We start from the raw sequence: 23,864 nt of genomic DNA on the forward strand, positions 1-23,864 counted from the left end.
TACCCGGCATTGTCCGAAACCAGGGCAAGAAGCCTGGCGACTGAAACGGTTCAGCTACAATAATAGAAGGAAGGAATAACGGGAATGACTGTGATCAATCTGACTGCTTATATTTAGATCTGCGTCACAAATTGAGGCGAAAACAGGTTATTACTGCAGGAATAAAAGAGCGAGAGGGACGAAAAAGTCGTCCCTCTGCGTTTAGCGCCAGGCGGATTCAGGCCCGCCTGACCGGTTTTTTACGCCAGCAGCGCTTTGGCTTTCGCCACAACGTTGTCGACAGTAAAGCCAAACAGTTCAAACAGCTGATCCGCAGGCGCTGATTCGCCGAAGCTGGTCATGCCGACGATAGCCCCATTCAGACCGGTGTATTTGAACCAGTAATCTGCGATGCCCGCTTCGATAGCCACGCGCGCGCTGACCGCTTTTGGCAGAACGGCTTCGCGATACGCATCGCTCTGCTTGTCGAAGGCATCCGTTGAAGGCATAGAGACGACACGCACCTTACGACCTTCGCTGGTGAGTTTGTCCCACGCACCGACAGCCAGTTCAACTTCTGAACCGGTGGCGATCAGGATCAGCTCAGGCGTGCCGTCGCAATCTTTCAGCACATAGCCGCCGCGCGCCACGTTAGCCAGCTGCTCAGCGTCACGCGCTTGCTGCGCGAGGTTCTGACGGGAGAAGATCAGTGCCGTCGGGCCATCCTGACGTTCAATCGCGTATTTCCACGCCACGGCAGATTCAACCTGGTCACACGGACGCCACAGGCTCATGTTTGGCGTGGTGCGCAGGCTGGCCATCTGTTCAACCGGCTGGTGCGTCGGGCCATCTTCGCCCAGACCGATGGAGTCGTGGGTGTAGACCATGATCTGACGGATCTTCATCAGTGCCGCCATACGCGCAGCGTTACGCGCATACTCAACGAACATCAGGAAGGTGGCCGTGTAAGGCAGGAAGCCGCCGTGCAGCGCCAGGCCATTAGCAATAGCGGTCATACCGAATTCACGCACGCCGTAATGGATGTAGTTACCTGCCGCATCTTCATTGATTGGCTTAGAGCCCGACCAGACAGTCAGGTTGCTCGGCGCCAGGTCAGCTGAACCGCCCAGGTATTCCGGCAGAATTTTACCGAAGGCTTCAATCGCATTCTGTGAGGCTTTACGGCTGGCGATCTTCGCCGGGTTCGCCTGCAGCTGCTCAACAAATTTCTGAGACTCTTCCTGCCAGTTAGCAGGCAGCTCATTGCTGATGCGACGCTTAAATTCAGCGGCCAGTTCCGGGTGAGCCTGCGCGTAAGCCGCGAATTTCTCATCCCAGGCGGACTCTTTCGCCTGACCCGCTTCTTTCGCGTCCCACTCAGCGTAGATCTCTGACGGGATAACGAACGGTGCGTGGTTCCAGCCCAGCTGTTTACGGGTCAGCGCCACTTCGTCATCACCCAGCGGTGCGCCGTGTGAATCATGGGTGCCCGCTTTGTTCGGCGAACCGAAGCCGATGACGGTTTTGCACATCAGCAGTGATGGCTTGTCGCTGACGCTTTTCGCTTCGTCGATCGCTTTAGCAATCGCATCCGCATCGTGACCATCAACGCCGCGCACAACGTGCCAGCCGTAAGCTTCAAAGCGCTTAGCGGTGTCATCGGTGAACCAGCCATCAATGTGACCGTCGATAGAGATACCGTTGTCATCATAGAAGGCCACCAGTTTGCCCAGCTTCAGCGTACCCGCCAGTGAGCAGACTTCGTGCGAGATGCCTTCCATCATGCAGCCATCACCCATGAAGACATAGGTATTGTGGTCTACGATGTCATGACCCGGACGGTTGAACTGCGCGGCCAGGGTGCGCTCAGCGATAGCAAAACCGACCGCATTAGCGATGCCCTGCCCCAGCGGACCGGTGGTGGTTTCAACGCCGGCGGTGTAGCCATATTCCGGGTGACCTGGAGTTTTTGAGTGCAGCTGGCGGAAGTTTTCCAGTTCGCTCATCGGCAGATCGTAGCCGGTGAGGTGCAGCAGGCTATAGATCAGCATGGAGCCGTGACCGTTGGAAAGCACGAAACGGTCGCGGTCAGCCCACTGCGGGTTGGTCGGGTTGTGGTTCAGGTAAACGCGCCAGAGTACTTCAGCGATGTCCGCCATACCCATTGGGGCACCCGGATGTCCCGATTTCGCTTTCTGTACTGCATCCATACTTAACGCACGAATGGCGTTGGCAAGCTCTTTACGAGAGGGCATTTTCTACTCCAGGTCGGATTAATGCTTCGCGCCTTAACTTATTGTTATTAATGAGTTACCGGGCAAAACAAGGAAAAAGTTGCCCATCAATGTACATGAAAATCGGGGCAAAAGTACATGCTGTAAAACGCTAAATGTCACCGCTTCGTATGGCTTTTCCGGCCAACTCTGCTAGCAAAGTGCAGACTGGCAGGCTATAACCAAAACGTTTATTCACCTGGCACGGTTTCAGGTGTTTGTTTTTCTTACCTTGTTATGAATGGGATAGAGCATGAAAATCCAGAAAACGGTATTAGCGCTTGGACTGGCGACGCTGCTGAGCGGCTGTCAGGGGCTGGACAATAACGCGCTGATGCAGTCAGGCGCTCAGGCCTATCAGGCTTACACGCTGAGCGACGATCAGGTTAAGCAACTGAGCGATAAGTCCTGTGAGCAGATGGACAAAGAGAATCAGATCGCGCCGGCTGACAGCCAATATCAGCAGCGTCTGAACAAGATTGCCGCCGCGCTGGGTGACAACATCAATGGCGTCCCGGCTAACTACAAGGTTTACCAGACGAAAGATGTCAACGCCTGGGCGATGGCAAACGGCTGTATCCGTGTCTACAGCGGACTGATGGATATGATGACCGATAATGAAGTCGAAGGGGTACTGGGCCATGAGATGGGTCACGTTGCGCTGGGCCACACCCGTAAAGCGATGCAGCTGGCGTATGCCACCACTGCGGCCCGCACGGCTGCCGCGTCGGTTGGCGGGGTGATCGGTTCGCTGTCGCAGTCGCAGCTGGGCGAGCTGGGTGAGAAACTGGTCAACGCGCAGTTCTCCCAGTCGCAGGAGTCACAGGCGGATGACTACTCCTATGACCTGATGAAGAAGCGCAACATTAACCCGATGGGGCTGGTCACCAGCTTTGAGAAACTGGCAAAGCTGGAACAGGGCCGTCAGAGTTCAATGTTTGACTCCCACCCGGCTTCAGAAGCGCGCGCTCAGCATATCCGCGATCGCATTGCTGCCGACGCGAAATAAGAGACAATCAGGCGCATCATCCTTCAGGGCGATGCGCCTGATACCTTTCGGCTCTGGCTGATTCAGCGCTTGAATATCTGATCCACCATTGAGCCTAAATCGAGTTTATTCTCATGCAGTGACGCCTCATCCATGCGCCCCTGCGGTGACATCCTGTCGATCAGCTGCGGCAGAATCACTGCCAGCGTGCCTGCTGCGCCCTTAACGTCGGTTCCCAGCTTATCCGCCAGTGACTGCAGTTCCGCCTGACCAAACGCCGAGTGGATATCGCTGTGCGCGACCGGCTGATTGCTGCCGGTGCCAATCCACGAGCTAAAGACTTCACCCAGCCCGCCCTGCTGAAATTTTTGCAGCAGCACTTCAATACCGCCCTGCTCCTGTACCCAGTGCCACACCGCCTGCAGCTGGCCGGGCAGGTGCCCGTCACTCTGACTGCCCTGCAGTGAGCCCGCCAGTTCATCAAGAAAGCCCATGATTGCCTCCACGTCGAAAATTGATGTCACTAAGTTTAGTTGCTGATGTGCAGTTGCGCCTGAACCGCATGGCCGAGGCCAGCAGCCGGTCAGACAGGGTATTCGTGGGGAAAACGCAGAGGGGGAATGGCGGGAGACGGCAGCAAAGCCTGCCGGATTATCCCGGCAGACTTGTCAGAGGGGTGCGGCAAATCAGCCTTTGTTGGCCGCCTGAACATGCAGCATATCCAGCGCCAGCGTCGCCGCGGCCAGCGCGGTTAAATCCGCATGGTCATAGCCCGGTGCCACTTCCACCAGATCCATACCCACGATGTTCATGCCCTGCAGGCCACGGATCAGTTTGGTCGCTTTATCGGTGGTCAGGCCGCCAATGACCGGCGTGCCGGTGCCAGGTGCATGAGCCGGGTCCAGACAGTCGATGTCGAAGGTGAGATAGACCGGCAGATCGCCGACGGTGCGTTTTACTTCAGCGAGGATATCGTCAACGCTGCGATCGTTGACCTGCGCCGCATCCAGCACGTTGAAGCCCAGGCTCCGGTCAAATTCGGTACGGATACCGATCTGCACCGAGTGCTGAGGATCGATCAGCCCCTCTTTCGGCGCGGTAAAGAACATGGTGCCGTGGTCAAACGTCGGGCCGTTGGAGTAGGTGTCGGTGTGGGCATCAAAGTGCACCAGCGCCATCTTGCCGAAATGTTTCGCATGCGCGCGCAGCAGCGGCAGCGTCACGTAGTGGTCGCCGCCAAAGGTCATCATGCGCTTGCCACTGGCCAGCAGTTTTTCGGCGTGAGCCTGTAATTTATCGGAGAGATCCTGTGAGTCACCGAAGGCGTAAACCAGATCGCCGCAGTCGACAACGTTCAGACGCTGACGCAGATCGAAATCCCACGGCCAGCGGCAGCCTTCCCAGGCCAGGTTGGTGGAGATCTGGCGGATGGCGCCCGGCCCCAGGCGGCTGCCCGGACGACCAGAGGTGGCAGCATCAAACGGTACACCGGTAATCACCCACTCTGCGTCGCTGTCATAAGGCTGGAAGTTCAGCGGAAAGCGCATGAAGCCGAAGGCGTTAGAGACCAGGGAGTTGTCGTACTGATTGCCAAGCGTGTTATACATAATTGCTCTCTCTATGCGTAAGTCGGGCCAGGCCCGCAAGCCATTAAGATATAGATGAAAAAAATCCCCTCCGCGTCGTTAGGCCCGACGAGGAAGGGATTGAGTGAGTCAGATTATCGGCATAGTCAGCGGCAACTGCAATATACGATTGCGGGCTGAACGATGCGATTACTCATCTTCTAAATAGGTGTATCCGTAGAGGCCGCTCTCAAACTCTTCCAGGAACTGGGCACGAAGCTCTTCGTCGAGATCGGACGCCTGCACCTGATTGCGGAACAGCGACATCAGCTGGTTAGGATCAAGCTGCACATAGCGCAGCATGTCTGCCACGGTGTCACCCTCATCCGACAGCTGCACTTCCACTTCGCCATTTTCGCGTGCGTAGACATCCACCGCCTCGGTGTCACCGAACAGGTTGTGCATGTTGCCCAGAATTTCCTGATAAGCCCCGACCATGAAGAAGCCCAGCATCGGCGGGTTATCCAGGTCATATTCCGGCATCGGCATGGTGGTGGCGATACCGTCGCCATCCACATAGTGATCGATGGTACCGTCAGAGTCACAGGTGATGTCGAGCAGCACAGCGCGGCGTTCCGGCTTCTTATTCAGCCCCTCCAGCGGCAGAACCGGGAAGAGCTGATCGATACCCCATGCATCCGGCATCGACTGGAACAGCGAGAAGTTAACGTAGATCTTATCCGCCATTCGCTCCTGCAGTTCGTCGATGATCGGACGATGCGCACGGTTGCTCGGATCGAGATGCTGCTGAATATAGTGACAGATGCTCAGATAGAGCTGCTCAGCCCATGAACGCTGCTTAAGATCGTAAGCGCCGGAGGAATAGCCAGTGTGGATATCGAACAGGTCCATCTGGCTGTCGTGCAGCCACTCACGCAGCGAACGGCGGGTATCCGGCTCGTGCATCTCCTGCCAGGTTTCCCACATGCTGAGAATCGGGCGCGGCGCATCGGCATCCGGCGTTTCAGGTTCGCTGAACTCGTTGCGCTCCACGCCGATGATGTTAGAAACCAGCACCGTATGGTGTGCGGTCACGGCGCGACCGGACTCGGTGATCACCGTCGGGTGCTCCAGGCCGTGCTCATCACAGGCGGCCCCGATGCCCCAGATCACGTTGTTAGCGTACTCGTTGAGGCCATAGTTGACCGAACAGTCAGACTGCGAGCGCGTGCCTTCATAATCGACACCCAGACCGCCGCCGACATCGAAACATTTGATGTTTACGCCCAGCTTCGCCAGTTCGACATAGAAACGCGCCGACTCACGCACACCGGTGGCGATATCGCGGATATTGGACATCTGTGAACCGAGATGGAAATGCAGCAGCTGCAGGCTGTCGATGCGGCCCGCTTCGCGCATAATCTCAACCAGCTTCAGCACCTGCGTCGCTGACAGGCCAAACTTCGACTTTTCGCCGCCGCTCGACTGCCACTTGCCGGAGCCCTGTGACGCCAGGCGAGCACGGATACCCAGACGCGGCACCACGTTCAGACGCTCCGCCTCTTCCAGCACCAGCCGCACTTCGGTCATTTTTTCCAGCACCAGATAGACCTTGTGGCCCATCTTCTCGCCAATCAGCGCCAGACGAATATATTCCCGGTCTTTATAGCCGTTACAGACGATCACCGTGCGGGTCTGACCCGCATGTGCCAGCACCGCCATCAGCTCCGCTTTCGAGCCAGCCTCCAGGCCCAGCGGTTCACCGCACTGGGTCAGGGATTCAATGACGCGTTTGTGCTGGTTGACTTTAATCGGGTAAACCAGGAAGTAGTCACCGGTATAGCCGTAGGATTCACGCGCACGTTTGAACGCGCCGTTAATAGAGCGCAGACGATGTTGCAGAATCTGCGGGAAGCAGAACAGCGCGGGCAGACGCTGGCCCTGTGCTTCGCGCTCTTTCACCAGCCGGGCTAAATCGACGCGCACATCCGGGCGATCCGGATCCGGGCAGACACTGATGTGGCCCAGTTCGTTGACGTCGTAATAGTTGTTGCCCCACCAGGCGATGTTGTACGTCCGCAACATTTTGCTCGCGTCCTGATCGTTCATTGCAACCTCCTGCATGGAGCGGAGTGCACCCTGTTCGCCAGCTGACGAACCTTTGATATTCTTCATGTCGTCAGACATCGCGAACCTCAATTTTCCGTTGAAAGATGAAACTGTTAACCGGCTTTATGGCCGCTAATCTGAAACGCAGATACCCCATTAAACGTCATGTCCTGTTCACCTGACGTTGCCGTCAGCGCGCTTCACGCATATGAGTTAAGTGTAAAACACCCTGGCCAGATCCGTTTAAACAGAGAACATTTACCCGATCTTTATTGACCATAGATAACCGGTCTCGTTCCACTGCGGGGACGCAGAGAGGAGACAAAGCCCTGAGAACAGAGGTAAAGATTAGCCAGCGCTCGTGTCGGTAAAATTACCGCATCGCAGATATTGTCGGCCGGAAAGAGAAACAGAGGGGAGGCAGGAGCGCGCCAGTGTTGCGCCAGAGCGCAGAGAACCGGGAGAAGAAAAAGCGTGGTTCATTACTTGTATCACCTCCGCATATGCCAGGGGCACATGGAGAACAACCAGGGTGAAAGCCAGAGCGGTGTCTGACGGGCGCGACGCACAAAGTGGCGTCATCCTTGCTGCGGCTAGCGAAGCAGCGGCGTTTTATACCGTTTACGGCGCTAAAAAGCAAAAAGATTATCGGGTAATTCCGTGGAGTGTCAGCAAATTATGCCGATAAAGCTGACAGGTAAAATGCCGAAACAGAAAAAGGGCTGGTAATTGGTTTATCCTCTACCCTAAAATAGCCGTCCAGATGGTTTTCCATCTAAACAGGTTAATATCCAGGCGGTGTTGGCCTGCTGTGCTGACACAACCTCACTGCTCGCGGCTTTGCCTGAAGGGGCGTCAGGTCAGATAACCTCACTGGCGCTATGCAGTCGAATTCAAACCATATTTAAGGTAAAGAACAGAATGGCTAAACACCTTTTTACGTCCGAGTCCGTATCAGAAGGACATCCCGATAAAATCGCCGACCAGATTTCCGATGCCGTGCTGGATGCGATCCTGGAACAGGATCCAAAAGCGCGTGTGGCCTGCGAAACCTACGTTAAAACCGGTATGGTACTGGTTGGTGGTGAAATCACCACCAGCGCCTGGGTCGATATCGAAGAGATCACCCGTAACACCGTTCGCGAAATCGGCTATGTTCATTCCGATATGGGCTTTGATGCCAACTCCTGCGCCGTATTGAGCGCGATTGGCAAACAGTCTCAGGATATCAATCAGGGTGTTGACCGCACCGATCCGCTGGAACAGGGCGCGGGCGACCAGGGCCTGATGTTCGGTTATGCGACCAACGAAACCGACGTTCTGATGCCTGCACCGGTGACCTATGCACACCGTCTGGTTCAGCGTCAGGCAGAAGTGCGTAAAAACGGCGCCCTGCCGTGGCTGCGTCCGGATGCCAAGAGCCAGGTCACTTTCCAGTATGACGATGGCAAAATTGTCGGCATCGATGCGGTCGTGCTGTCAACGCAGCACGCGGAGTCCATCAGCCAGAAAGATCTGCAGGAAGCGGTGATGGAAGAGATCATCAAGCCGGTTCTGCCTGCCGAGTGGCTGAATGCCTCAACCAAATATCACATCAACCCGACCGGCCGCTTTGTGATCGGCGGCCCGATGGGCGATTGCGGTCTGACCGGTCGTAAAATCATCGTCGACACCTACGGCGGCATGGCGCGTCACGGTGGCGGTGCGTTTTCCGGTAAAGATCCGTCAAAAGTTGACCGCTCTGCGGCCTATGCAGCGCGTTATGTGGCGAAAAACATCGTCGCAGCCGGTCTGGCTGACCGTTGTGAAATTCAGGTCTCTTATGCGATTGGCGTTGCTGAACCGACCTCCATCATGGTGGAAACCTTTGGCACCGAGAAAATTGCGACCGAGCAGCTGACGCTGCTGGTGCGTGAATTCTTCGACCTGCGTCCATATGGTCTGATCCAGATGCTGGATCTGCTGCACCCTATCTATAAAGAGACCGCCGCTTACGGTCACTTTGGTCGCGAACATTTCCCATGGGAAAAAACCGATAAAGCCGCCCTGCTGCGTGAAGCGGCTGGCCTGTAAGTTTTCCGGCTGATCATGAAACCCTGCCACGCCGGCAGGGTTTTTTATTGCCTTTTCAGTGGCTTTGCCTTCGTGCAGCACGCGCAGATTGCGCTCTGTTTTGCACTCCCGGCCTGCCCCCTTCTGATCGGATAAAACGCTTCTGCCCGACCTTCCCGCCGCCCCTCAGCAGGTTTCCTAATCTCAGCTACACTTCATTGCGCTTTTTCTGACAACAAAATGTTAACGATTACAAATTGAAATGCTTTGTTTATCTGACATTTAAGATTTAACGCACGTGGTTATTCTGTTCAAAATGCGTTATTTTCAGCGTCGTCTGATAGCCAATAAATAGAGCATTGTCAGAAACTTAATGAGTGCTATACCTCACTGGTTAATTAATCTTTATGGGTAAAATATGCTGAATTTCAGGGTTTCAGCGTGTGTAAGCGATTACACTGATGTGATCAGACTCACTTTTTTCCCGTAAAAGGTTTTTTAACATTGATAAAAACAATGATGGATAAACCTGGAGGCTAAAATGCCTGGCAATACACACAAAAGCAGAACTTCAAATAAGGCGATGACCTTATTTGTCTGCTTTCTGGCAGCCCTTGCGGGTCTGCTGTTCGGTCTGGATATCGGCGTGATTGCCGGTGCCCTGCCGTTTATCGCAAAGGACTTCAACGTTACCGCTCATCAGCAGGAGTGGATCGTCAGTTCCATGATGTTTGGTGCTGCGGTGGGGGCTATCGGCAGCGGCTGGATGTCCTCCCGCCTGGGCCGTAAAAAGAGCCTGATGGCCGGTGCGATTCTGTTCGTTATCGGTTCTCTCTGGTCGGCGATGGCGCCAAACCCGGAAATGCTGATCAGTGCCCGCGTATTGCTGGGTCTGGCAGTCGGTGTCGCCTCTTATACCGCCCCGCTTTATCTTTCTGAAATCGCTCCAGAAAAAATTCGCGGCAGTATGATTTCACTCTATCAGCTGATGATCACCATCGGGATTCTGGGTGCTTACCTGTCTGATACCGCCTTCAGCTTTACCGGCAACTGGCGCTGGATGCTGGGCGTCATCACCATCCCTGCCCTGCTGCTGCTGATCGGTGTCTTCTTCCTGCCAAACAGCCCACGCTGGCTGGCGGCGCGTGGCAACTTCCGCGATGCGCAACGCGTACTGGACCGTCTGCGCGACACCAGTGAGCAGGCAAAACGTGAGCTGGATGAGATTCGTGAAAGCCTGAAGATCAAGCAGTCTGGCTGGGGTCTGTTCACCAGCAGCAGCCACTTCCGTCGTGCCGTCTACCTCGGCATTCTGTTGCAGGTTATGCAGCAGTTTACCGGTATGAACGTCATCATGTACTACGCACCTAAAATCTTTGAAATTGCCGGCTTCGCCAACACCACGCAGCAGATGTGGGGTACGGTCATCGTCGGTCTGGTCAACGTGCTGGCGACCTTTATTGCCATTGGCCTGGTGGATCGCTGGGGCCGTAAACCGACCCTGATTCTGGGCTTTATGGTGATGGCTGCCGGTATGGGCGTGCTGGGAACGATGCTGCACTTTGGCATTACCTCGCCGGGCGCACAGTACTTCGCGGTAGGCATGCTGCTGATGTTCATCGTTGGCTTCGCGATGTCAGCCGGTCCGCTGATCTGGGTACTCTGTTCTGAAATTCAGCCGCTGAAAGGCCGCGATTTCGGTATCACCGTCTCGACCACCACCAACTGGATCGCCAACATGATCGTGGGTGCGACCTTCCTGACGATGCTGAATACCCTGGGCAACGCCAACACCTTCTGGGTCTACGCGCTGCTTAACCTGTTCTTCATTCTGCTGACGCTGATGCTGATTCCGGAAACCAAAAACGTCTCGCTGGAACACATCGAACGTAACCTGATGGCCGGTAAAAAACTGCGCGACATCGGTGCACGCGACTAACCGTTAAGCACTAAAAAAAGGGCGGGGTTTCTCTGGAAACCCCGCCCTTTTTATTGGTTCAGCCCCTTATCATACCGGGGTGAACCGCACGTCCGGCCGGGGCCGCGGCAGGCAGCAGAGCGCCAGCGCCATGATAAAGATGGTGGCAGTCTGGTTATAGGGCAGCACCGAATCGGTCAGCCCGGTGATAAACAGCGCCAGCATCGGCAGCGCCGCCCCGCGCAGATCGCACTTCTTCAGCCAGCCCGCCAGCGTCGTCAGATAGAGCAGCGCCAGCGACAGCGTCCCCAGCCATCCCTGTAACGTCGTCACTTCGAGAAACTCGTTGTGCATGTTGTATTTGACGTTGGTGTAGCCTTCCACATTGAGCGGATAGTGTTTGATGATGAACTGGCGCGCCTCCGTGGTGCGCGCATCCGGCGTTGCGAAGCCGCCGTGATGCTCAATAAAATTCATCGCTCCGCCCCAGATCGCCACGCGCGCACCCAGCGAGGTCGAGCTGTTGGAGCCAAAGTTCTCAATATCCTGCACCCCTTCCACCCAGCGGTTACTGGTCATCAGGATCAGCAGCGCCACGACGCCCACCGCCAGCGTGCCGACGCGCCAGTTAGTGAGCAGCGACAACCGGTAACTCTGCACCACAAACAGCAGGCCTGTGGCGATCAGCGCAATCAGGGTCACGCGGGTTGCACACAGGTAGAGCAGTGCGAAGGTGACAGCCAGCACCACCACATCGGCAACCTTCCAGTAGCGATGCGTCTCAAAACGACTCAGCCATAGCCAGGCGCAGTAGATAAACAGAATCATGTAGGAGGACATCGACGCCGCTTCAGTCGTGAGTTTGATGCGGATGTTCGCGGTGTAGAGATGCTCATGAATACCGAAGCCCAGCGTAATCAGTAGTCCGATCAGAATGAGCACTTTCCCGATACGCAGCGTGGTCAGGGAAACCCGATCGCCATAAATAGCCAGGCTGAGGAGAATAAACGCGCCCAGCAACAGCCGCTTCGCGCCCAGCAGGTAGTTGCCGATATTGGTTATCGCATCGGTTGAGGGGGCGGTCTCAATCCCCTTAACGTGGAGGGCCCAGAACAGACGGATCAGGGCAAAGATAACCAGAACAGCGAACAGCGCGAGATAAAAACCCGCTCCCCTGAAGTCGATCCGTCTGCGCACCAGGCCATAGAGTATGGAGGCAACGGAGAGATAGGAGACGAAGTAGAATATTTTTTGCGGCAGACCGGTAACAAACATATTCAGTGAGAGTGCCAGGCAGAGCGCAATCACGGAGAAATTAACCAGTAACGTTAATCCATTGCGTTCGGTTTTATTCGTCATGCTTAACCTCAGTAAGGCGATTAAGCACGGTCATCAGGTGCTTCATATAATTTTCCTCATAAAAACCGGTGATGCTCGCTTTAATAACCTGATGGTCAGGGAAACGGAAATCCCCGCTCATGGCGTTGAGAATAGCGGCCAGCGCCATGCTGTCATTGACAGGGTAGAGCTGACCATTGTGACCGTTCTGAATAATTTCCGCCGGACCGCTGATGCAGTCGGATGAGACGCAGTAGACGCCGCGCGACATCGCCTCCAGCAGGATCAGCGGGAACCCCTCAAAGTTGGAGGTCATGAGCAGACAGCTGACCTGTCTGATGTGGTGGAGGACATACTCCCAGGCGTTCTCCTGCCAGCCATGCCAGGTGATGCGATCCGCAATCCCAAGCTGCGCCGCGTAGTGCTGGCACTGCGCCAGATCCTCGCCATCTCCCACCATCTCCAGTGTCCAGGGGACGCTGACCTGCTGCAGGGCATCAAACAGATCTTTCAGCTGTTTCTGTCGCTGGAAGTGGATGCGCCCGATATAGAGAAACTTCAGCCCCTTCGGGCGGCCAATGACCACCTCAGTGCGCTTTACCGGGTTATAGATCACATCAACGTCTGTATCACGGGCACCCAGATCCACCAGCTGCTGTTTAATCTGCTGGCTGATGGCGAAATGGTGATCGGCCCGCAGCAGATAGTGGGGACGGTAACGTTCACGCGGGGGCAGATGCATCCAGCTCGACAGCATGATTTTACGGCCGGAGAGGCTGATGGCGCGGCGCGTCATCAGGCAGGGAATCGTATTCAGGGTCAGGACATGATCGGGCTGATAGCGGCGAAAAAAGGCGGCCATTCGCAGCGTATGAATCAGATTTTTTATCTTTTTGTTGCGCAGCGTGCAGACGCTCTCGGCTAAAACAGCGTTGGCGGTCCAGGCACGGGAGTGGCTCTCTTCGCCGCTGTTGATAATAAACAGCCCCGCTTCCGTTCCGGCCTCTGCATTCAGCGCGGTAATCAGCTGACCGGTCACATTCTCCATACCGCCGCGACCTGCCATCAAATCGGTCACCAGCACAATGCGCTGCTTCCTGATGTTATTATTTTTCATTGCGTTGTCCGTACACTGTGCCTGTCGCATCTCATCGGTTCACGCTGCAGTGAACCTTATCAATAGGATATTCTAAAAACGCCGATAACCATATTTAATCCGGAAATTTCCGCCGCTGCCGCGCCTCGTCTGACCACCCTGTGGCCGCCGCCTGCCGTGCCGGAAACGGGGCGGCAGATTATAGCCACGCTGCTGCCATTTTCGCGGGTTATGTTGAGTTCCCGGACAGCGATGATTATCCTGAACGCCATGAAAACACCTCGTCTCCCTATTGCCCTGCAGCAGGCGGTGATGCGCTCGCTGCGCCAGTCGCTTGCGCGTGCCAATCAGGCCCTGAAAACGGACTACCCGGAACCTGCCCTGCTCTACCAGCAGCGCGGCACGGCGGCGGGCACGGCCTGGCTGGCCGCCTGGGAAATCCGCATTAATCCGGTGCTGCTGCTGGAAAATCAGCAGGCGTTTATTGATGAAGTGGTGCCGCATGAGCTGGCGCATCTGCTGGTCTGGAAACAGTTTGGTCGCGTTGCGCCGCACGGCAAAGAGTGGAAGTGGATGATGGAGCAGGTGCTGGGCGTGCCGGCGCGGCGCACCCATCAGTTTGAGATCGCTTCCGTGCGCAGCAAGACCTTTGCCTATCGCTGTCAGTGCCAGCAGCACCAGCTTACGGTGCGGCGCCATAATCGGGTGGTGCGCAAAGAGAGTGAGTATCGCTGCGTGCACTGCGGAAGCCTGCTGACCGCGGGCGAGTTTGTGCCAGCCTGAGACTATTCCCCATTCCGCCCTATTGGACATTCTGTTAACCTGCCGCCCTTTTTTGTACTGAACAGAAGCTGGAATATGTCTCGCATTTTAAGTCTGGCGGTGGCGTTGCTGTTTGCCCCTGCCGCTGACGCTATCAACCTGAATAACTATCATCAGAATAACTTTCAGCAGGCCAAAACCTTTGCTGCGGCGATTAATGCCGATGCACCGGGCTCCTTTTACTGTGGCTGTAAAATTACGTGGCAGGGAAAAAAGGGCATCCCCGATCTCAACAGCTGTGGCTATCAGGTGCGCAAAAATGCGAATCGCGCCGCACGCATTGAGTGGGAACATGTGATGCCTGCGTGGGAGTTTGGACATCAGCGCCAGTGCTGGCAGGACGGTGGCCGCAAAAACTGCAACAAAGACCCCGACTATCGCCGCATCGAAACCGATCTGCACAACCTGCAGCCTGCGGTGGGTGAAGTGAATGGCGACCGCGGCAACTTCGCCTACAGTCAGTGGAACGGCAGCGAGAAGCAGTATGGTCAGTGTGAGATGAAGATCGACTTTAAACTGAAGCAGGCGGAGCCGCCTGCGCGGGCGCGGGGCGCGATTGCCCGCACCTATTTCTATATGCGCGACCAGTACCATCTGCGCATTTCGCGCCAGCAGACGCAGCTGTTTACCGCCTGGGATAAGCTCTATCCTGTCACGCCGTGGGAGTGCGAACGCGACCAGCGGATTGCCAGGGTGCAGGGCAATCACAATCCTTATGTGCAGCAGGCTTGCCAGCGCTAAAATCCCTGCCCTACACTAGCTCTTTTCCCATGACGCCGCTGCAGCGCGGCGTCCGGTCTCAGGAACCTTATGCGCATACCTCGCATCTATCACGCCGCGCCTCTGAACATCGGCAGTGAAATTACTCTGGATGAAGATGCATCCAACCATGTGGGCCGGGTCCTCCGGATGACGGCAGGCCAGCGTCTGGAACTCTTTGATGGCACTAATCTGACTTTTGCAGCAGAGATCACGCATGTTGATAAAAAGCGTGTAAAAGTATCGGTCACAGAGAGCCAGCCGGACGATCGCGAGTCACCTCTGCATCTGCATTTAGGTCAGGTGATGTCGCGCGGTGAAAAAATGGAATTCACTATCCAGAAATCAATTGAACTGGGCGTGAACGTCATTACACCCTTGTTTTCCGAGCGCTGTGGCGTAAAGCTTGATGCTGAACGTCTGGCGAAGAAGATCCAGCAGTGGCAGAAAATTGCGATTGCCGCCTGCGAGCAGTGTGGCCGCAATCGCGTGCCGGAAATTCGTGAAGCGATGACGCTGGAAGCCTGGTGTGCGGAAGCGGACAGCGGTCTGAAGCTCAACCTGCATCCGCGTGCCAGCCAGAGTATCAACACGCTGCCACAGCCTGTGGAGCGGGTCCGGCTGCTGATTGGCCCGGAAGGCGGCCTGTCAGCGGACGAGATTGCGATGACGGCGCAGCACGATTTTACGGACATCCTGCTTGGCCCACGGGTTCTGCGAACCGAAACCACCGCGCTGACCGCCATTACGGCACTTCAGGTGAGGTTTGGCGACCTGGGTTAAGCGATACTTTCGGCGGTGAGAGAGCAGGCATAGTGTCCTGACTGTTCGGCCCACTGCAGACCGAACCGAACGAGGCGATCAACGCCTTACCGAGGAGATAATAATGATTAAGCTTGGCATCGTGATGGACCCTATTTCGTCCATCAATATTAAAAAAGACTCCAGCTTCGCCATGTTGCTGGAAGCACAGCGCCGTGGTTATGAAATTCACTACATGGAGATGCACGATCTCTCGATGCGCGGTGGCGTCGCCTCTGCCCGCACCCGCCTGCTGAGCGTTGAGCAGAATGCGGATAGCTGGTATCAGTTCGGCAGCGAGCAGGAGATCCCGCTGGCTGACCTGAATGTGATCCTGATGCGTAAAGATCCCCCTTTCGACACCGAGTTCATCTATGCGACCTACATTCTGGAGCGCGCAGAAGAGCTGGGAACGCTGATCGTGAACAAACCGCAGAGCCTGCGTGACTGTAACGAAAAGCTCTACACCGCCTGGTTTGCGGAGTTCACGCCTGAGACTCTGGTGACTCGCCGCAAAGAGCAGCTGCGCGCCTTCTGGCAGGAGCATGGCGACATCATCATGAAACCGCTGGATGGCATGGGCGGCGCCTCTATCTTCCGCGTGAAGCAGGACGATCCTAACTTTGGCGTCATCACGGAAACCCTGACCGAGCACGAAAGCCGCTTCTGCATGGCGCAGAACTATATCCCGGCTATCAAAGAGGGTGACAAGCGTGTGCTGGTCGTGGATGGCGAGCCGGTTCCTTACTGCCTGGCGCGTATCCCGCAGGGCGGTGAAACGCGCGGCAATCTCGCCGCCGGTGGGCGCGGTGAAGCCCGCCCACTGAGCGAAAGCGACTGGGAAATTGCGCGCCGTGTTGGCCCGACGCTGAAAGCAAAAGGACTGATTTTTGTCGGTCTCGACATCATCGGTGATAAACTGACTGAAGTTAACGTGACCAGCCCGACCTGCATTCGTGAAATTGAGGCTGCGTTCCCGATCTCCATCACCGGCATGTTGATGGATGCCATTGAGAAACGCCTGGGCTGAGCAAGACGCCGGGGCGAGGCTCCGTGATCAACCCAATACCGGTGCGGCCGTCGCGTGCCGGTTATTTTTTTGGTACATCGTGTGAGAATGAATTTACAACATCACTTTTTGATTGCCATGCCTTCATTGCAGGACCCTTTCTTCAAGCGTTCCGTGGTCTATCTCTGCGAACATAACGAAGAAGGTGCAATGGGACTGATCATCAATAAACCCATGGAAAACCTGACGGTTGAAGGCATTCTGAAGAAGCTGAAAATCTCTGCTGACGATCGCGACCCGGCCATCAGGCTGGATAAGCCGGTTTTCACCGGTGGCCCGCTGGCGGAAGATCGCGGCTTTATTCTGCACTCAGCGCAACGGACTTTTACTTCCAGTATTCGTGTCTCCGACAACACCGTCATCACCACATCCCGTGACGTGCTGGAGTCAATTGGCACCGCCTCTCAGCCCACAAATGTGCTGGTGGCGCTGGGGTACTGCGCCTGGGAAAAAGATCAGCTGGAAAATGAGCTGATGGAAAATGCCTGGCTCACGACCCCTGCCAACAGCCATATCCTGTTCCAGACGCCTATCGCAGAGCGCTGGCGCGAAGCGGCGCGCAGTATCGGCGTCGATATTCACAACATGGCCAGCGACGCCGGACACGCCTGATGTCAACGCAAACACTGTTAGGTTTCGACTTCGGCACCAAAAGCATTGGTGTCGCCGTCGGTCAGCAACTCACCGGCAGCGCCCGCCCCCTGGCGGCGCTGAAAGCCCAGGATGGTACGCCAGACTGGCTGCTCATTGAAAAGCTGCTGAAAGAGTGGCAGCCCGATTTCGTGGTGGTGGGTTTACCCCTCAATATGGATGGCACTGAACAGCCGTTAACGGCCCGGGCGCGAAAATTTGCCAATCGCCTGCACGGTCGGTTTGGCATCCGGGTCGAGCTACAGGATGAGCGCCTCAGCACCGTCGAAGCGCGTGCGGGTCTCTTCGAACGTGGCGGTTATCGTGCGCTCAGCAAAGGGTCGGTGGATTCACAGTCGGCCGCCATCATTTTGCAGGACTGGTTCGAGAACCACTACTGACCTGACGCGATCAGTCCGGCAGCTTCACGTGCCAGCCTGCTCTGCTCAAAGGTTTGCATACCGGCCTGTGCGCCGGTCTGCAACAGAGCAGGGATCTGGTGCATCTTGCCCTCCCGAATCAGATGAGTGATGCCCGGTGTCGCAACCAGGATCTCGAACAGCCCGATGCGCGATCCGGCAACGGAAGGCACCAGCCGCTGCGCAATGACCGCTTTCAGGCTGCCCGCCAGCTGCGTTCGCACCAGCGGTTTCTCCTCCGCCGGAAAGACATCCACCAGCCTGTCCACCGCCTGCGCCGCGCCGCGGGTGTGCAGGGTTGCCAGCACCAGATGCCCCGTTTCCGCCGCCGTCAGCGCCTGACGGATGGTGTCGCTGTCGCGCAGCTCGCCCAGCAGAATCACATCGGGATCTTCCCGCAGCGCCGCTCTGATGCCCAGTGAGAAAGAGGGACAGTGCAGGCCTATTTCACGCTGCTGTATCAGCGACTGCTGGCTGTGGTGGATAAATTCAATGGGATCTTCCAGCGTGATGATATGACGGGCATGCTGGCGATTGAGCGCATCCACCAGCGCCGCCAGCGTGGTGGATTTGCCGCTTCCGGTCGCCCCGGTGACCAGAATCAATCCATCCTGCTGCTCCAGCAGCGTCGGCACCACGGCGGGAAGCTGCAGGCTCTCCAGCGTGGGGCAGACCGCAAAGATAAGGCGCAGCGCCAGCGACAGGCCGTTGCGCTGCATAAACAGACTGGCGCGCAGACGCTGACCGTCGGCGAGGCTCAGGGCGAAATCGATCTGCCCGTCACGCGCCAGCTGCTGGCGCTGGGGTTCACTGAGCCAGCGGGCCATAAACTCCGTCATCCAGGCGGCCGAGAGCGGGCTCTGCTGCGGAATCGCCTCCAGCCTCCCCTGCCGCCGCCAGTAGGGCAAATGTCCGCTGCAAAGGTGCAGATCGGCCGCATTATGCTTTACACTAAGCGCCACCATTTCATCCAGATTCATAATGTCTCCTGACTATGACCTCAATCCAGCACAACCTACAGCAAGTCCGGCAGCGCATTGCGGCCGCTGCCGCGCGTTGCGGCCGCGCACCAGAAGAAATTACCCTGCTTGCCGTCAGTAAAACCAAACCTGCGAGCGCGGTCGAAGAAGCCTTTACCGCGGGTCAGATCGCCTTTGGCGAAAATTACGTGCAGGAAGGGGTTGAAAAGGTTCAGGCGCTGGCCGCACATCCGGAACTGGAGTGGCACTTCATCGGTCCGTTGCAGTCCAATAAAAGCCGGCTGGTGGCGGAAAATTTTGCCTGGTGCCACACCCTTGACCGTCTGCGCATTGCCCAGCGGCTCAACGATCAGCGTCCCGCCTCACTGCCACCGCTGAATGTGTTAATTCAGGTAAATATCAGTGACGAGACGAGTAAATCTGGCATCATGCTGGAGGCCGTTTCCGGGCTGGCAGAGGCGATAGCGGCCCTGCCGCAGCTGCGACTGCGGGGATTAATGGCGATTCCGGCGGCGGAGAGTGACTACACGAAGCAGCTGGCGGTGTGTCAGCAGATGGCGGAAGCATTCCGTCAGCTGCAGCAGCACTATCCGCATATTGACACGCTTTCGCTGGGAATGAGCGATGACATGGAGGCGGCCATCGCCGCAGGCAGTACGATGGTGCGCATCGGCACCGCCATTTTTGGCGCACGCGATTATGCGCACAACTCACAACAATAACAGAGGAACTTCATGTTAACACTGACGTTTTTAGTAAAAACGCTGATCGATCTCTACGTCATGGTGCTGCTGCTGCGCATCTGGATGCAGTGGTCACGCTGCGATTTTTATAATCCCGTGGCGCAGTTCGTCGTCAAAGTCACGCAGCCGATTGTTAAGCCGCTGCGCCGCATCATTCCGGCACTGGGGCCGATTGATACCGCCTCGCTGCTGCTGGCCTTTGTCCTGACCACGCTGAAATACCCGATTTTACTGCTGATTCAGGTGGGCGTGTTCTCGGTTGATCCGACCAACCTGCTGGTCGGCCTGCTGTCGCTGATTAAATCGGCCGGTTATCTGGTCTTCTGGGTGATCATCATTCGCTCACTGATGAGCTGGATCAGCCAGGGTCGCGGCCCGGTCGACTACCTGCTGGTGCAGCTGACCGAACCGATGATGGCACCGATTCGCCGTATTCTGCCTGCCATGGGCGGTATCGATTTCTCCGCGATGATCGTCATCCTGGTGCTGTATGCCCTGAACTTTCTCGGCATGGACCTGTTCCCGGGTCTCTGGTACCTGCTGTAAATGAATCAAACTGGAACTGTTATGCAAAAAGTTGTGCTCGCCACCGGTAATCCCGGCAAAGTGCGTGAACTGGCGGAGCTGCTCTCCGCCTTTGGTCTGGATATCGTCGCTCAGAGTGACCTGGGGGTTGAGTCGGCGGAAGAGACCGGCCTGACCTTTATCGAGAATGCCATTCTCAAAGCGCGTCACGCGGCGCAGATCACCGGACTGCCGGCGATTGCCGACGACTCCGGCCTGGCCGTGGATGCGCTGGGTGGCGCGCCTGGTATCTATTCGGCGCGTTACGCCGGAGAAGATGCCAGCGATCAGCAGAATCTGGAGAAGCTGCTGCAGGCGCTGGAAAACGTGCCGGACGGCCAGCGTCAGGCGCAGTTCCACTGCGTGCTGGTCTATCTGCGTCATGCGGACGATCCTACGCCGCTGGTGTTCCACGGCAGCTGGGAGGGGGAAATTACCCGTTCCGCTGCGGGTGCCGGTGGCTTTGGATATGACCCGATTTTCTCTGTTCCGGCGCTGGGTAAAACGGCCGCTGAACTGAGCAAAGCGGAAAAAGGTGCCGTTTCTCACCGGGGTAAAGCATTGACGCTGCTGCTGGAAGCGATGCGTAATGCCTAATCTGCCGCCGTTAAGTCTCTATATCCATATTCCGTGGTGCGTTCAGAAGTGTCCCTACTGCGATTTTAACTCCCATGCGCTGAAGGATGAGGTGCCGCACGTTGAATACGTGCAGCACCTGCTGCGCGATCTGGAGATCGATCTACCGCTGATTCATGGCCGCGAAGTGCGCACCATCTTCATTGGTGGCGGCACCCCCAGCCTGCTGAGCAGCAGCGCGATGCAGATGCTGATGGATGGGGTGCGGGCGCGTCTGACGCTGGCTCCCGATGCGGAGGTGACCATGGAGGCCAATCCGGGCACCGTGGAAGCCGATCGCTTCAGCGCCTATCAGCGCGCCGGCATTAACCGTATTTCGATTGGCGTTCAGAGTTTCAGTCCGCAGAAGCTGCAGCGCCTCGGCCGCATTCACGGGCCTGACGAGGCGACCCGTGCCGCCCAACTGGCACAGTCGCTGTCGCTGCGCAGCTTCAACCTCGACCTGATGCACGGCCTGCCGGACCAGTCGCTGGAAGAGGCGCTCGACGATTTACGTCAGGCGATTGCGCTCAATCCGCCGCACCTCTCCTGGTATCAGCTGACCATTGAACCCAACACCCTGTTTGGTTCCCGTCCGCCGGTGCTGCCGGATGATGATGCGCTGTGGGACATTTTCGAACAGGGCGATCAGCTGCTGCGGGAGGCGGGTTATCAGCAGTATGAAACCTCCGCCTACGCGAAGCCGGGTTATCGCTGTGAGCACAACCTTAACTACTGGCGTTTCGGCGACTATCTGGGGATCGGCTGTGGCGCACACGGCAAGCTGACGCAACCGGATGGGCGCATTGTACGCACGGTGAAAACCCGTCATCCGCGTGGATTCATGCAGGGAAATTACCGCGAGAAGCAGTATGAGGTGGCCGACAGCGACAAGCCGTTTGAATATTTCATGAACCGCTTTCGCCTGCTGGAAGCAGCACCGCGCGACGAGTTCAGCCGCTACACCGGTCTGTCAGAGCAGGCGATCCGTCCGCAGATGGATGCCGCGATCGCTGCGGGTTATGTGACGGAAACGGCGGATCAGTGGCAGATTACAGAGAAAGGAAAACTGTTTCTGAATTCGCTGCTGGAGCTGTTTCTGGCGGAAGAGTAACAAAGGCGCCTCAGCCCGGCAGGCTGAGGCGTGACACTATTTTTTCAGGGAGCCCGTCAGCTGCTTACGCTGATCTTCCAGCGAAATGACGCGATTACAGACCTCGTGACCGAAGTTCTGGAAATCCTGCTCCTGTTTGCTCCACTCAGCCTGAATCGACTGCTGCAGACCGCCAAGATTTCCCATAATCGCCTGCAGCGGATTGCTGCCGCCACTGCCCTGCTTACTGCCCATCTCATTCAGGCTATCCTGCATGACGCCGCCCAGCGTCGACTGAACCAGCCTCTCCCCTTCCGCGCGCACCTTATCGATCGCCTGATGGTGGAACGTCAGCCCGTCGTCGCGGTGCTCGATGATGCGGTTCATCTGCTGTTTCAGCTGGCCATTCAGCGTGCTCAGGCGATTGCGGACGTTGCTGTCGGTGCCCAGTTTCTCCACGATCACCCGATCCAGTGCCGCACGTCCTTTCTCCAGACGTGAGGTCGCCCCGCTGTCGATCCACGGCAGATCGCGACGCAGCGCGTTCTGGTAATCGATCGCTTTCTGGCGTTCCGCTGTGCTCAGCGACACCTTCTGCCCGTTGAACTGAACGTCGCCCTGCGGCGAGATCTCAAGATTGCCATTGGCACCAACCACCTGCACGCTCTGCGGCTTAATCACCACATCATCCTGCGGCTTAACGCTGCATTCATAGGCTGCCTGAGCCTGGGTCGCTGCTGCCAGCAGCACAGCAAGAAGCGCTTTACGCATCATATCTACTCCCTAACATCTGGTGCGGAACCGTTCAGCGATCGGGCCTCAGCCCGACACCGTGTTTCTTAAAACCGGGCCGGCGGCTTGGCGTTCTGCCCCATCCGGGATGGCAGACCAGCAGCCTGACCGACCTGACCTTTAGTCCCACCAGACGTCGAAGAGTTCCGTCATCTGCACATCCTGCAGCTTGTGATCTTCCAGCCATTTGCGGACCAGAGCGCGATGCTCCTCGGTGCATTTGCCGGTTTTCTGCAGGCAGACCAGACCTTCCCACACCAGGTAACCGCTGCCATCAAAAGCCAGACCGTTAGGATCGATCGCTTCGTTGATGAACTGGTTGAGCGTCTCATCGATTTCACTTTCGCTGGTGCCTTCCGGGAAGCGCCAGGCAACCGAGAAACCCAGCTCCTGAAACTCATCAATGTGCAGTTTTTTGCGTAAACGGCGGCTGCGTTGTGTGGCCATTATTTCACCCTCTCAAACATTAAATCCCATACGCCGTGGCCTAAACGCTGCCCGCGCTGCTCAAACTTGGTCAGTGGACGCGTCTCAGGACGCGGCACATAATTCTGTTGTTCTGACTGGTTACGGTAACCATCAATGCTGTTCATCACTTCCAGCATATGCTCCGCGTAGGCTTCCCAGTCGGTCGCCATGTGGAAAACGCCGCCCAGCTTCAGTTTACGCATCACCAGTTCGGCGAAAGGCACCTGGACGATACGGCGTTTGTTATGACGCGCTTTGTGCCACGGATCGGGGAAAAAGAGCTGAACCATGCGCAGCGAGTTATCCGGGATCATCTTCTCCAGCACTTCCACCGCGTCATGACACATCACCCGCAGGTTCTGTACATCCGCCTCTTTCGCGGCGGCCAGACAGGCTCCCACGCCTGGCGCATGCACTTCAATACCCAGGAAGTTCTGATGCGGCGTGTTCTGCGCCATGGTGACCAGCGACGCGCCCATACCAAAGCCAATCTCCAGCGTCACCGGTGCCTCGCGGCCAAACAGCGCGACTAAATCGATCGGCTCCGGCTGATATTCCACCCCCATGACCGGCCACAGGGTGTCCAGCGCCTGCTGCTGGCCTTTGGTTAAGCGACCCTGGCGGCGCACAAAGCTGCGGATCCGGCGCAATGGCCGCCCGTTCTCATCAAATTCTGGGGTGATGACGTCATTAATCATGTAAAAGCCTGCTGGTTAGCCTGTTCCGGGAAACGGGCATTATGCAAAGTTCATAAGCAGAAGCAAGCCTTTGCAATCTTCCGGTTTACACCC

At 56.7% G+C, this 23,864-nt stretch carries 23 protein-coding genes; 13 read left to right on the forward strand and 10 right to left on the reverse strand.

Features of this window, described 5'->3' with window-relative positions; translation table 11 throughout:
* Positions 1-239: 239 nt before the first annotated feature.
* Complete coding sequence (gene tkt / locus F3I47_RS15560) at positions 240-2,234, reverse strand: transketolase (RefSeq protein WP_150030158.1); 1,995 nt, start codon at positions 2,232-2,234, stop codon at positions 240-242.
* Positions 2,235-2,505: 271 nt separating this feature from the next.
* On the opposite strand from tkt, the gene F3I47_RS15565 reads away from it, so the two are divergent.
* On the forward strand, positions 2,506-3,261 hold the full coding sequence (locus F3I47_RS15565) for a M48 family metallopeptidase (RefSeq protein WP_058958125.1): 756 nt from the start codon (positions 2,506-2,508) through the stop codon (positions 3,259-3,261).
* Positions 3,262-3,323: 62 nt separating this feature from the next.
* On the opposite strand, the gene F3I47_RS15570 is transcribed toward F3I47_RS15565, so the two are convergent.
* From F3I47_RS15570 to speA, 3 genes are all read right to left on the reverse strand, one after another.
* Entirely contained in the window at positions 3,324-3,734 is a 411-nt protein-coding gene (locus tag F3I47_RS15570; protein WP_009087128.1) for a YidB family protein, read from the reverse strand.
* A gap of 192 nt (positions 3,735-3,926) precedes the next feature.
* Complete coding sequence (gene speB / locus F3I47_RS15575; RefSeq protein ID WP_009087129.1) at positions 3,927-4,847, reverse strand: agmatinase; 921 nt, start codon at positions 4,845-4,847, stop codon at positions 3,927-3,929.
* Between the two features lie 168 nt (positions 4,848-5,015).
* The gene (speA, locus tag F3I47_RS15580; RefSeq protein ID WP_058958124.1) at positions 5,016-6,992 is read right to left on the reverse strand and encodes a biosynthetic arginine decarboxylase; all 1,977 of its coding nucleotides are present in this window, start codon (positions 6,990-6,992) and stop codon (positions 5,016-5,018) included.
* 843 nt (positions 6,993-7,835) lie between these two features.
* Between speA and metK the strand changes: the two genes are divergently transcribed.
* Complete coding sequence (gene metK, locus F3I47_RS15585; protein WP_009087131.1) at positions 7,836-8,987, forward strand: methionine adenosyltransferase; 1,152 nt, start codon at positions 7,836-7,838, stop codon at positions 8,985-8,987.
* A 520-nt stretch (positions 8,988-9,507) separates the two neighbouring features.
* The gene (locus tag F3I47_RS15590) at positions 9,508-10,905 is read left to right on the forward strand and encodes a sugar porter family MFS transporter (RefSeq protein ID WP_009087132.1); all 1,398 of its coding nucleotides are present in this window, start codon (positions 9,508-9,510) and stop codon (positions 10,903-10,905) included.
* A gap of 69 nt (positions 10,906-10,974) precedes the next feature.
* On the opposite strand, the gene F3I47_RS15595 is transcribed toward F3I47_RS15590, so the two are convergent.
* Complete coding sequence (locus F3I47_RS15595; RefSeq protein ID WP_190311364.1) at positions 10,975-12,243, reverse strand: O-antigen ligase; 1,269 nt, start codon at positions 12,241-12,243, stop codon at positions 10,975-10,977.
* Entirely contained in the window at positions 12,233-13,339 is a 1,107-nt protein-coding gene (locus F3I47_RS15600; RefSeq protein ID WP_190311363.1) for a glycosyltransferase, read from the reverse strand. Before F3I47_RS15600 ends, F3I47_RS15595 begins: the two co-directional genes overlap by 11 nt.
* Before the next feature lie 249 nt (positions 13,340-13,588).
* Between F3I47_RS15600 and F3I47_RS15605 the strand changes: the two genes are divergently transcribed.
* The 6 genes from F3I47_RS15605 (at position 13,589) to ruvX (ending at position 17,800) form a co-directional block, all read left to right on the forward strand.
* Positions 13,589-14,101 carry a SprT family zinc-dependent metalloprotease gene (locus F3I47_RS15605; protein WP_009087135.1) on the forward strand — a complete coding sequence of 171 codons (513 nt, stop codon included), beginning with the start codon at positions 13,589-13,591 and terminating at the stop codon, positions 14,099-14,101.
* 75 nt (positions 14,102-14,176) lie between these two features.
* Positions 14,177-14,881: a deoxyribonuclease I gene (gene endA / locus F3I47_RS15610; protein WP_009087136.1), complete on the forward strand. Its 705-nt coding sequence runs from the start codon at positions 14,177-14,179 to the stop codon at positions 14,879-14,881.
* A gap of 69 nt (positions 14,882-14,950) precedes the next feature.
* Positions 14,951-15,682 carry a 16S rRNA (uracil(1498)-N(3))-methyltransferase gene (gene rsmE / locus F3I47_RS15615; protein ID WP_009087137.1) on the forward strand — a complete coding sequence of 244 codons (732 nt, stop codon included), beginning with the start codon at positions 14,951-14,953 and terminating at the stop codon, positions 15,680-15,682.
* Between the two features lie 103 nt (positions 15,683-15,785).
* Positions 15,786-16,730: a glutathione synthase gene (gene gshB / locus F3I47_RS15620; RefSeq protein ID WP_046102511.1), complete on the forward strand. Its 945-nt coding sequence runs from the start codon at positions 15,786-15,788 to the stop codon at positions 16,728-16,730.
* Between the two features lie 87 nt (positions 16,731-16,817).
* Positions 16,818-17,381, forward strand: coding sequence for a YqgE/AlgH family protein (locus tag F3I47_RS15625; protein ID WP_150030156.1), 564 nt, complete (start codon positions 16,818-16,820; stop codon positions 17,379-17,381).
* Positions 17,381-17,800 carry a Holliday junction resolvase RuvX gene (ruvX, locus tag F3I47_RS15630; RefSeq protein ID WP_009087141.1) on the forward strand — a complete coding sequence of 140 codons (420 nt, stop codon included), beginning with the start codon at positions 17,381-17,383 and terminating at the stop codon, positions 17,798-17,800. The genes F3I47_RS15625 and ruvX overlap by 1 nt, the downstream gene beginning before the upstream one ends.
* Here ruvX and F3I47_RS15635 read toward each other — a convergent pair.
* Positions 17,794-18,798: a type IV pilus twitching motility protein PilT gene (locus F3I47_RS15635; protein WP_150030155.1), complete on the reverse strand. Its 1,005-nt coding sequence runs from the start codon at positions 18,796-18,798 to the stop codon at positions 17,794-17,796. The two genes, ruvX and F3I47_RS15635, sit on opposite strands and share 7 nt — an antisense overlap.
* Before the next feature lie 14 nt (positions 18,799-18,812).
* Between F3I47_RS15635 and F3I47_RS15640 the strand changes: the two genes are divergently transcribed.
* Genes F3I47_RS15640 through hemW form a run of 4 tightly spaced genes read left to right on the forward strand, consistent with a single transcriptional unit; the run spans position 18,813 to position 21,834 of the window.
* Positions 18,813-19,520: a YggS family pyridoxal phosphate-dependent enzyme gene (locus F3I47_RS15640; protein ID WP_009087144.1), complete on the forward strand. Its 708-nt coding sequence runs from the start codon at positions 18,813-18,815 to the stop codon at positions 19,518-19,520.
* Between the two features lie 12 nt (positions 19,521-19,532).
* Positions 19,533-20,087 carry a YggT family protein gene (locus F3I47_RS15645; RefSeq protein ID WP_009087146.1) on the forward strand — a complete coding sequence of 185 codons (555 nt, stop codon included), beginning with the start codon at positions 19,533-19,535 and terminating at the stop codon, positions 20,085-20,087.
* Positions 20,088-20,108: 21 nt separating this feature from the next.
* Positions 20,109-20,702 carry an XTP/dITP diphosphatase gene (locus tag F3I47_RS15650; protein WP_009087148.1) on the forward strand — a complete coding sequence of 198 codons (594 nt, stop codon included), beginning with the start codon at positions 20,109-20,111 and terminating at the stop codon, positions 20,700-20,702.
* A complete protein-coding gene (hemW, locus tag F3I47_RS15655; RefSeq protein WP_046102514.1) occupies positions 20,695-21,834 on the forward strand; it encodes a radical SAM family heme chaperone HemW in 1,140 nt (379 codons plus the stop codon). The genes F3I47_RS15650 and hemW overlap by 8 nt, the downstream gene beginning before the upstream one ends.
* Positions 21,835-21,870: 36 nt before the next feature.
* Here hemW and F3I47_RS15660 read toward each other — a convergent pair whose 3' ends face one another.
* The 3 genes from F3I47_RS15660 to trmB form a co-directional block, all read right to left on the reverse strand.
* Positions 21,871-22,587 carry a DUF2884 domain-containing protein gene (locus F3I47_RS15660; protein WP_150030154.1) on the reverse strand — a complete coding sequence of 239 codons (717 nt, stop codon included), beginning with the start codon at positions 22,585-22,587 and terminating at the stop codon, positions 21,871-21,873.
* A 138-nt stretch (positions 22,588-22,725) separates the two neighbouring features.
* The gene (locus F3I47_RS15665; RefSeq protein WP_009087152.1) at positions 22,726-23,052 is read right to left on the reverse strand and encodes a YggL family protein; all 327 of its coding nucleotides are present in this window, start codon (positions 23,050-23,052) and stop codon (positions 22,726-22,728) included.
* Positions 23,052-23,771, reverse strand: coding sequence for a tRNA (guanosine(46)-N7)-methyltransferase TrmB (gene trmB / locus F3I47_RS15670; RefSeq protein WP_046102515.1), 720 nt, complete (start codon positions 23,769-23,771; stop codon positions 23,052-23,054). The genes F3I47_RS15665 and trmB overlap by 1 nt, the downstream gene beginning before the upstream one ends.
* Positions 23,772-23,864: the final 93 nt, after the last annotated feature.

Origin of the sequence: Pantoea sp. M_10, from assembly GCF_008631515.1 — a bacterium.
Classification (GTDB): Bacteria; Pseudomonadota; Gammaproteobacteria; order Enterobacterales; family Enterobacteriaceae; genus Pantoea; species Pantoea anthophila.

Coding starts and splice junctions, on each gene's coding strand:
- hemW (WP_046102514.1), top strand. CDS start 20,695: ATGCCTAATCTGCCGCCGTTAAGTCTCTATATCCATATTCCGTGGTGC.
- F3I47_RS15565 (WP_058958125.1), top strand. CDS start 2,506: ATGAAAATCCAGAAAACGGTATTAGCGCTTGGACTGGCGACGCTGCTG.
- tkt (WP_150030158.1), bottom strand. CDS start 2,234: ATGCCCTCTCGTAAAGAGCTTGCCAACGCCATTCGTGCGTTAAGTATG.
- F3I47_RS15590 (WP_009087132.1), top strand. CDS start 9,508: ATGCCTGGCAATACACACAAAAGCAGAACTTCAAATAAGGCGATGACC.
- F3I47_RS15640 (WP_009087144.1), top strand. CDS start 18,813: ATGACCTCAATCCAGCACAACCTACAGCAAGTCCGGCAGCGCATTGCG.
- trmB (WP_046102515.1), bottom strand. CDS start 23,771: ATGATTAATGACGTCATCACCCCAGAATTTGATGAGAACGGGCGGCCA.
- F3I47_RS15650 (WP_009087148.1), top strand. CDS start 20,109: ATGCAAAAAGTTGTGCTCGCCACCGGTAATCCCGGCAAAGTGCGTGAA.
- F3I47_RS15665 (WP_009087152.1), bottom strand. CDS start 23,052: ATGGCCACACAACGCAGCCGCCGTTTACGCAAAAAACTGCACATTGAT.
- F3I47_RS15570 (WP_009087128.1), bottom strand. CDS start 3,734: ATGGGCTTTCTTGATGAACTGGCGGGCTCACTGCAGGGCAGTCAGAGT.
- F3I47_RS15595 (WP_190311364.1), bottom strand. CDS start 12,243: ATGACGAATAAAACCGAACGCAATGGATTAACGTTACTGGTTAATTTC.
- speB (WP_009087129.1), bottom strand. CDS start 4,847: ATGTATAACACGCTTGGCAATCAGTACGACAACTCCCTGGTCTCTAAC.
- F3I47_RS15645 (WP_009087146.1), top strand. CDS start 19,533: ATGTTAACACTGACGTTTTTAGTAAAAACGCTGATCGATCTCTACGTC.
- F3I47_RS15635 (WP_150030155.1), bottom strand. CDS start 18,798: ATGAATCTGGATGAAATGGTGGCGCTTAGTGTAAAGCATAATGCGGCC.
- ruvX (WP_009087141.1), top strand. CDS start 17,381: ATGTCAACGCAAACACTGTTAGGTTTCGACTTCGGCACCAAAAGCATT.
- metK (WP_009087131.1), top strand. CDS start 7,836: ATGGCTAAACACCTTTTTACGTCCGAGTCCGTATCAGAAGGACATCCC.
- F3I47_RS15625 (WP_150030156.1), top strand. CDS start 16,818: ATGAATTTACAACATCACTTTTTGATTGCCATGCCTTCATTGCAGGAC.
- rsmE (WP_009087137.1), top strand. CDS start 14,951: ATGCGCATACCTCGCATCTATCACGCCGCGCCTCTGAACATCGGCAGT.
- F3I47_RS15600 (WP_190311363.1), bottom strand. CDS start 13,339: ATGAAAAATAATAACATCAGGAAGCAGCGCATTGTGCTGGTGACCGAT.
- endA (WP_009087136.1), top strand. CDS start 14,177: ATGTCTCGCATTTTAAGTCTGGCGGTGGCGTTGCTGTTTGCCCCTGCC.
- speA (WP_058958124.1), bottom strand. CDS start 6,992: ATGTCTGACGACATGAAGAATATCAAAGGTTCGTCAGCTGGCGAACAG.
- gshB (WP_046102511.1), top strand. CDS start 15,786: ATGATTAAGCTTGGCATCGTGATGGACCCTATTTCGTCCATCAATATT.
- F3I47_RS15660 (WP_150030154.1), bottom strand. CDS start 22,587: ATGATGCGTAAAGCGCTTCTTGCTGTGCTGCTGGCAGCAGCGACCCAG.
- F3I47_RS15605 (WP_009087135.1), top strand. CDS start 13,589: ATGAAAACACCTCGTCTCCCTATTGCCCTGCAGCAGGCGGTGATGCGC.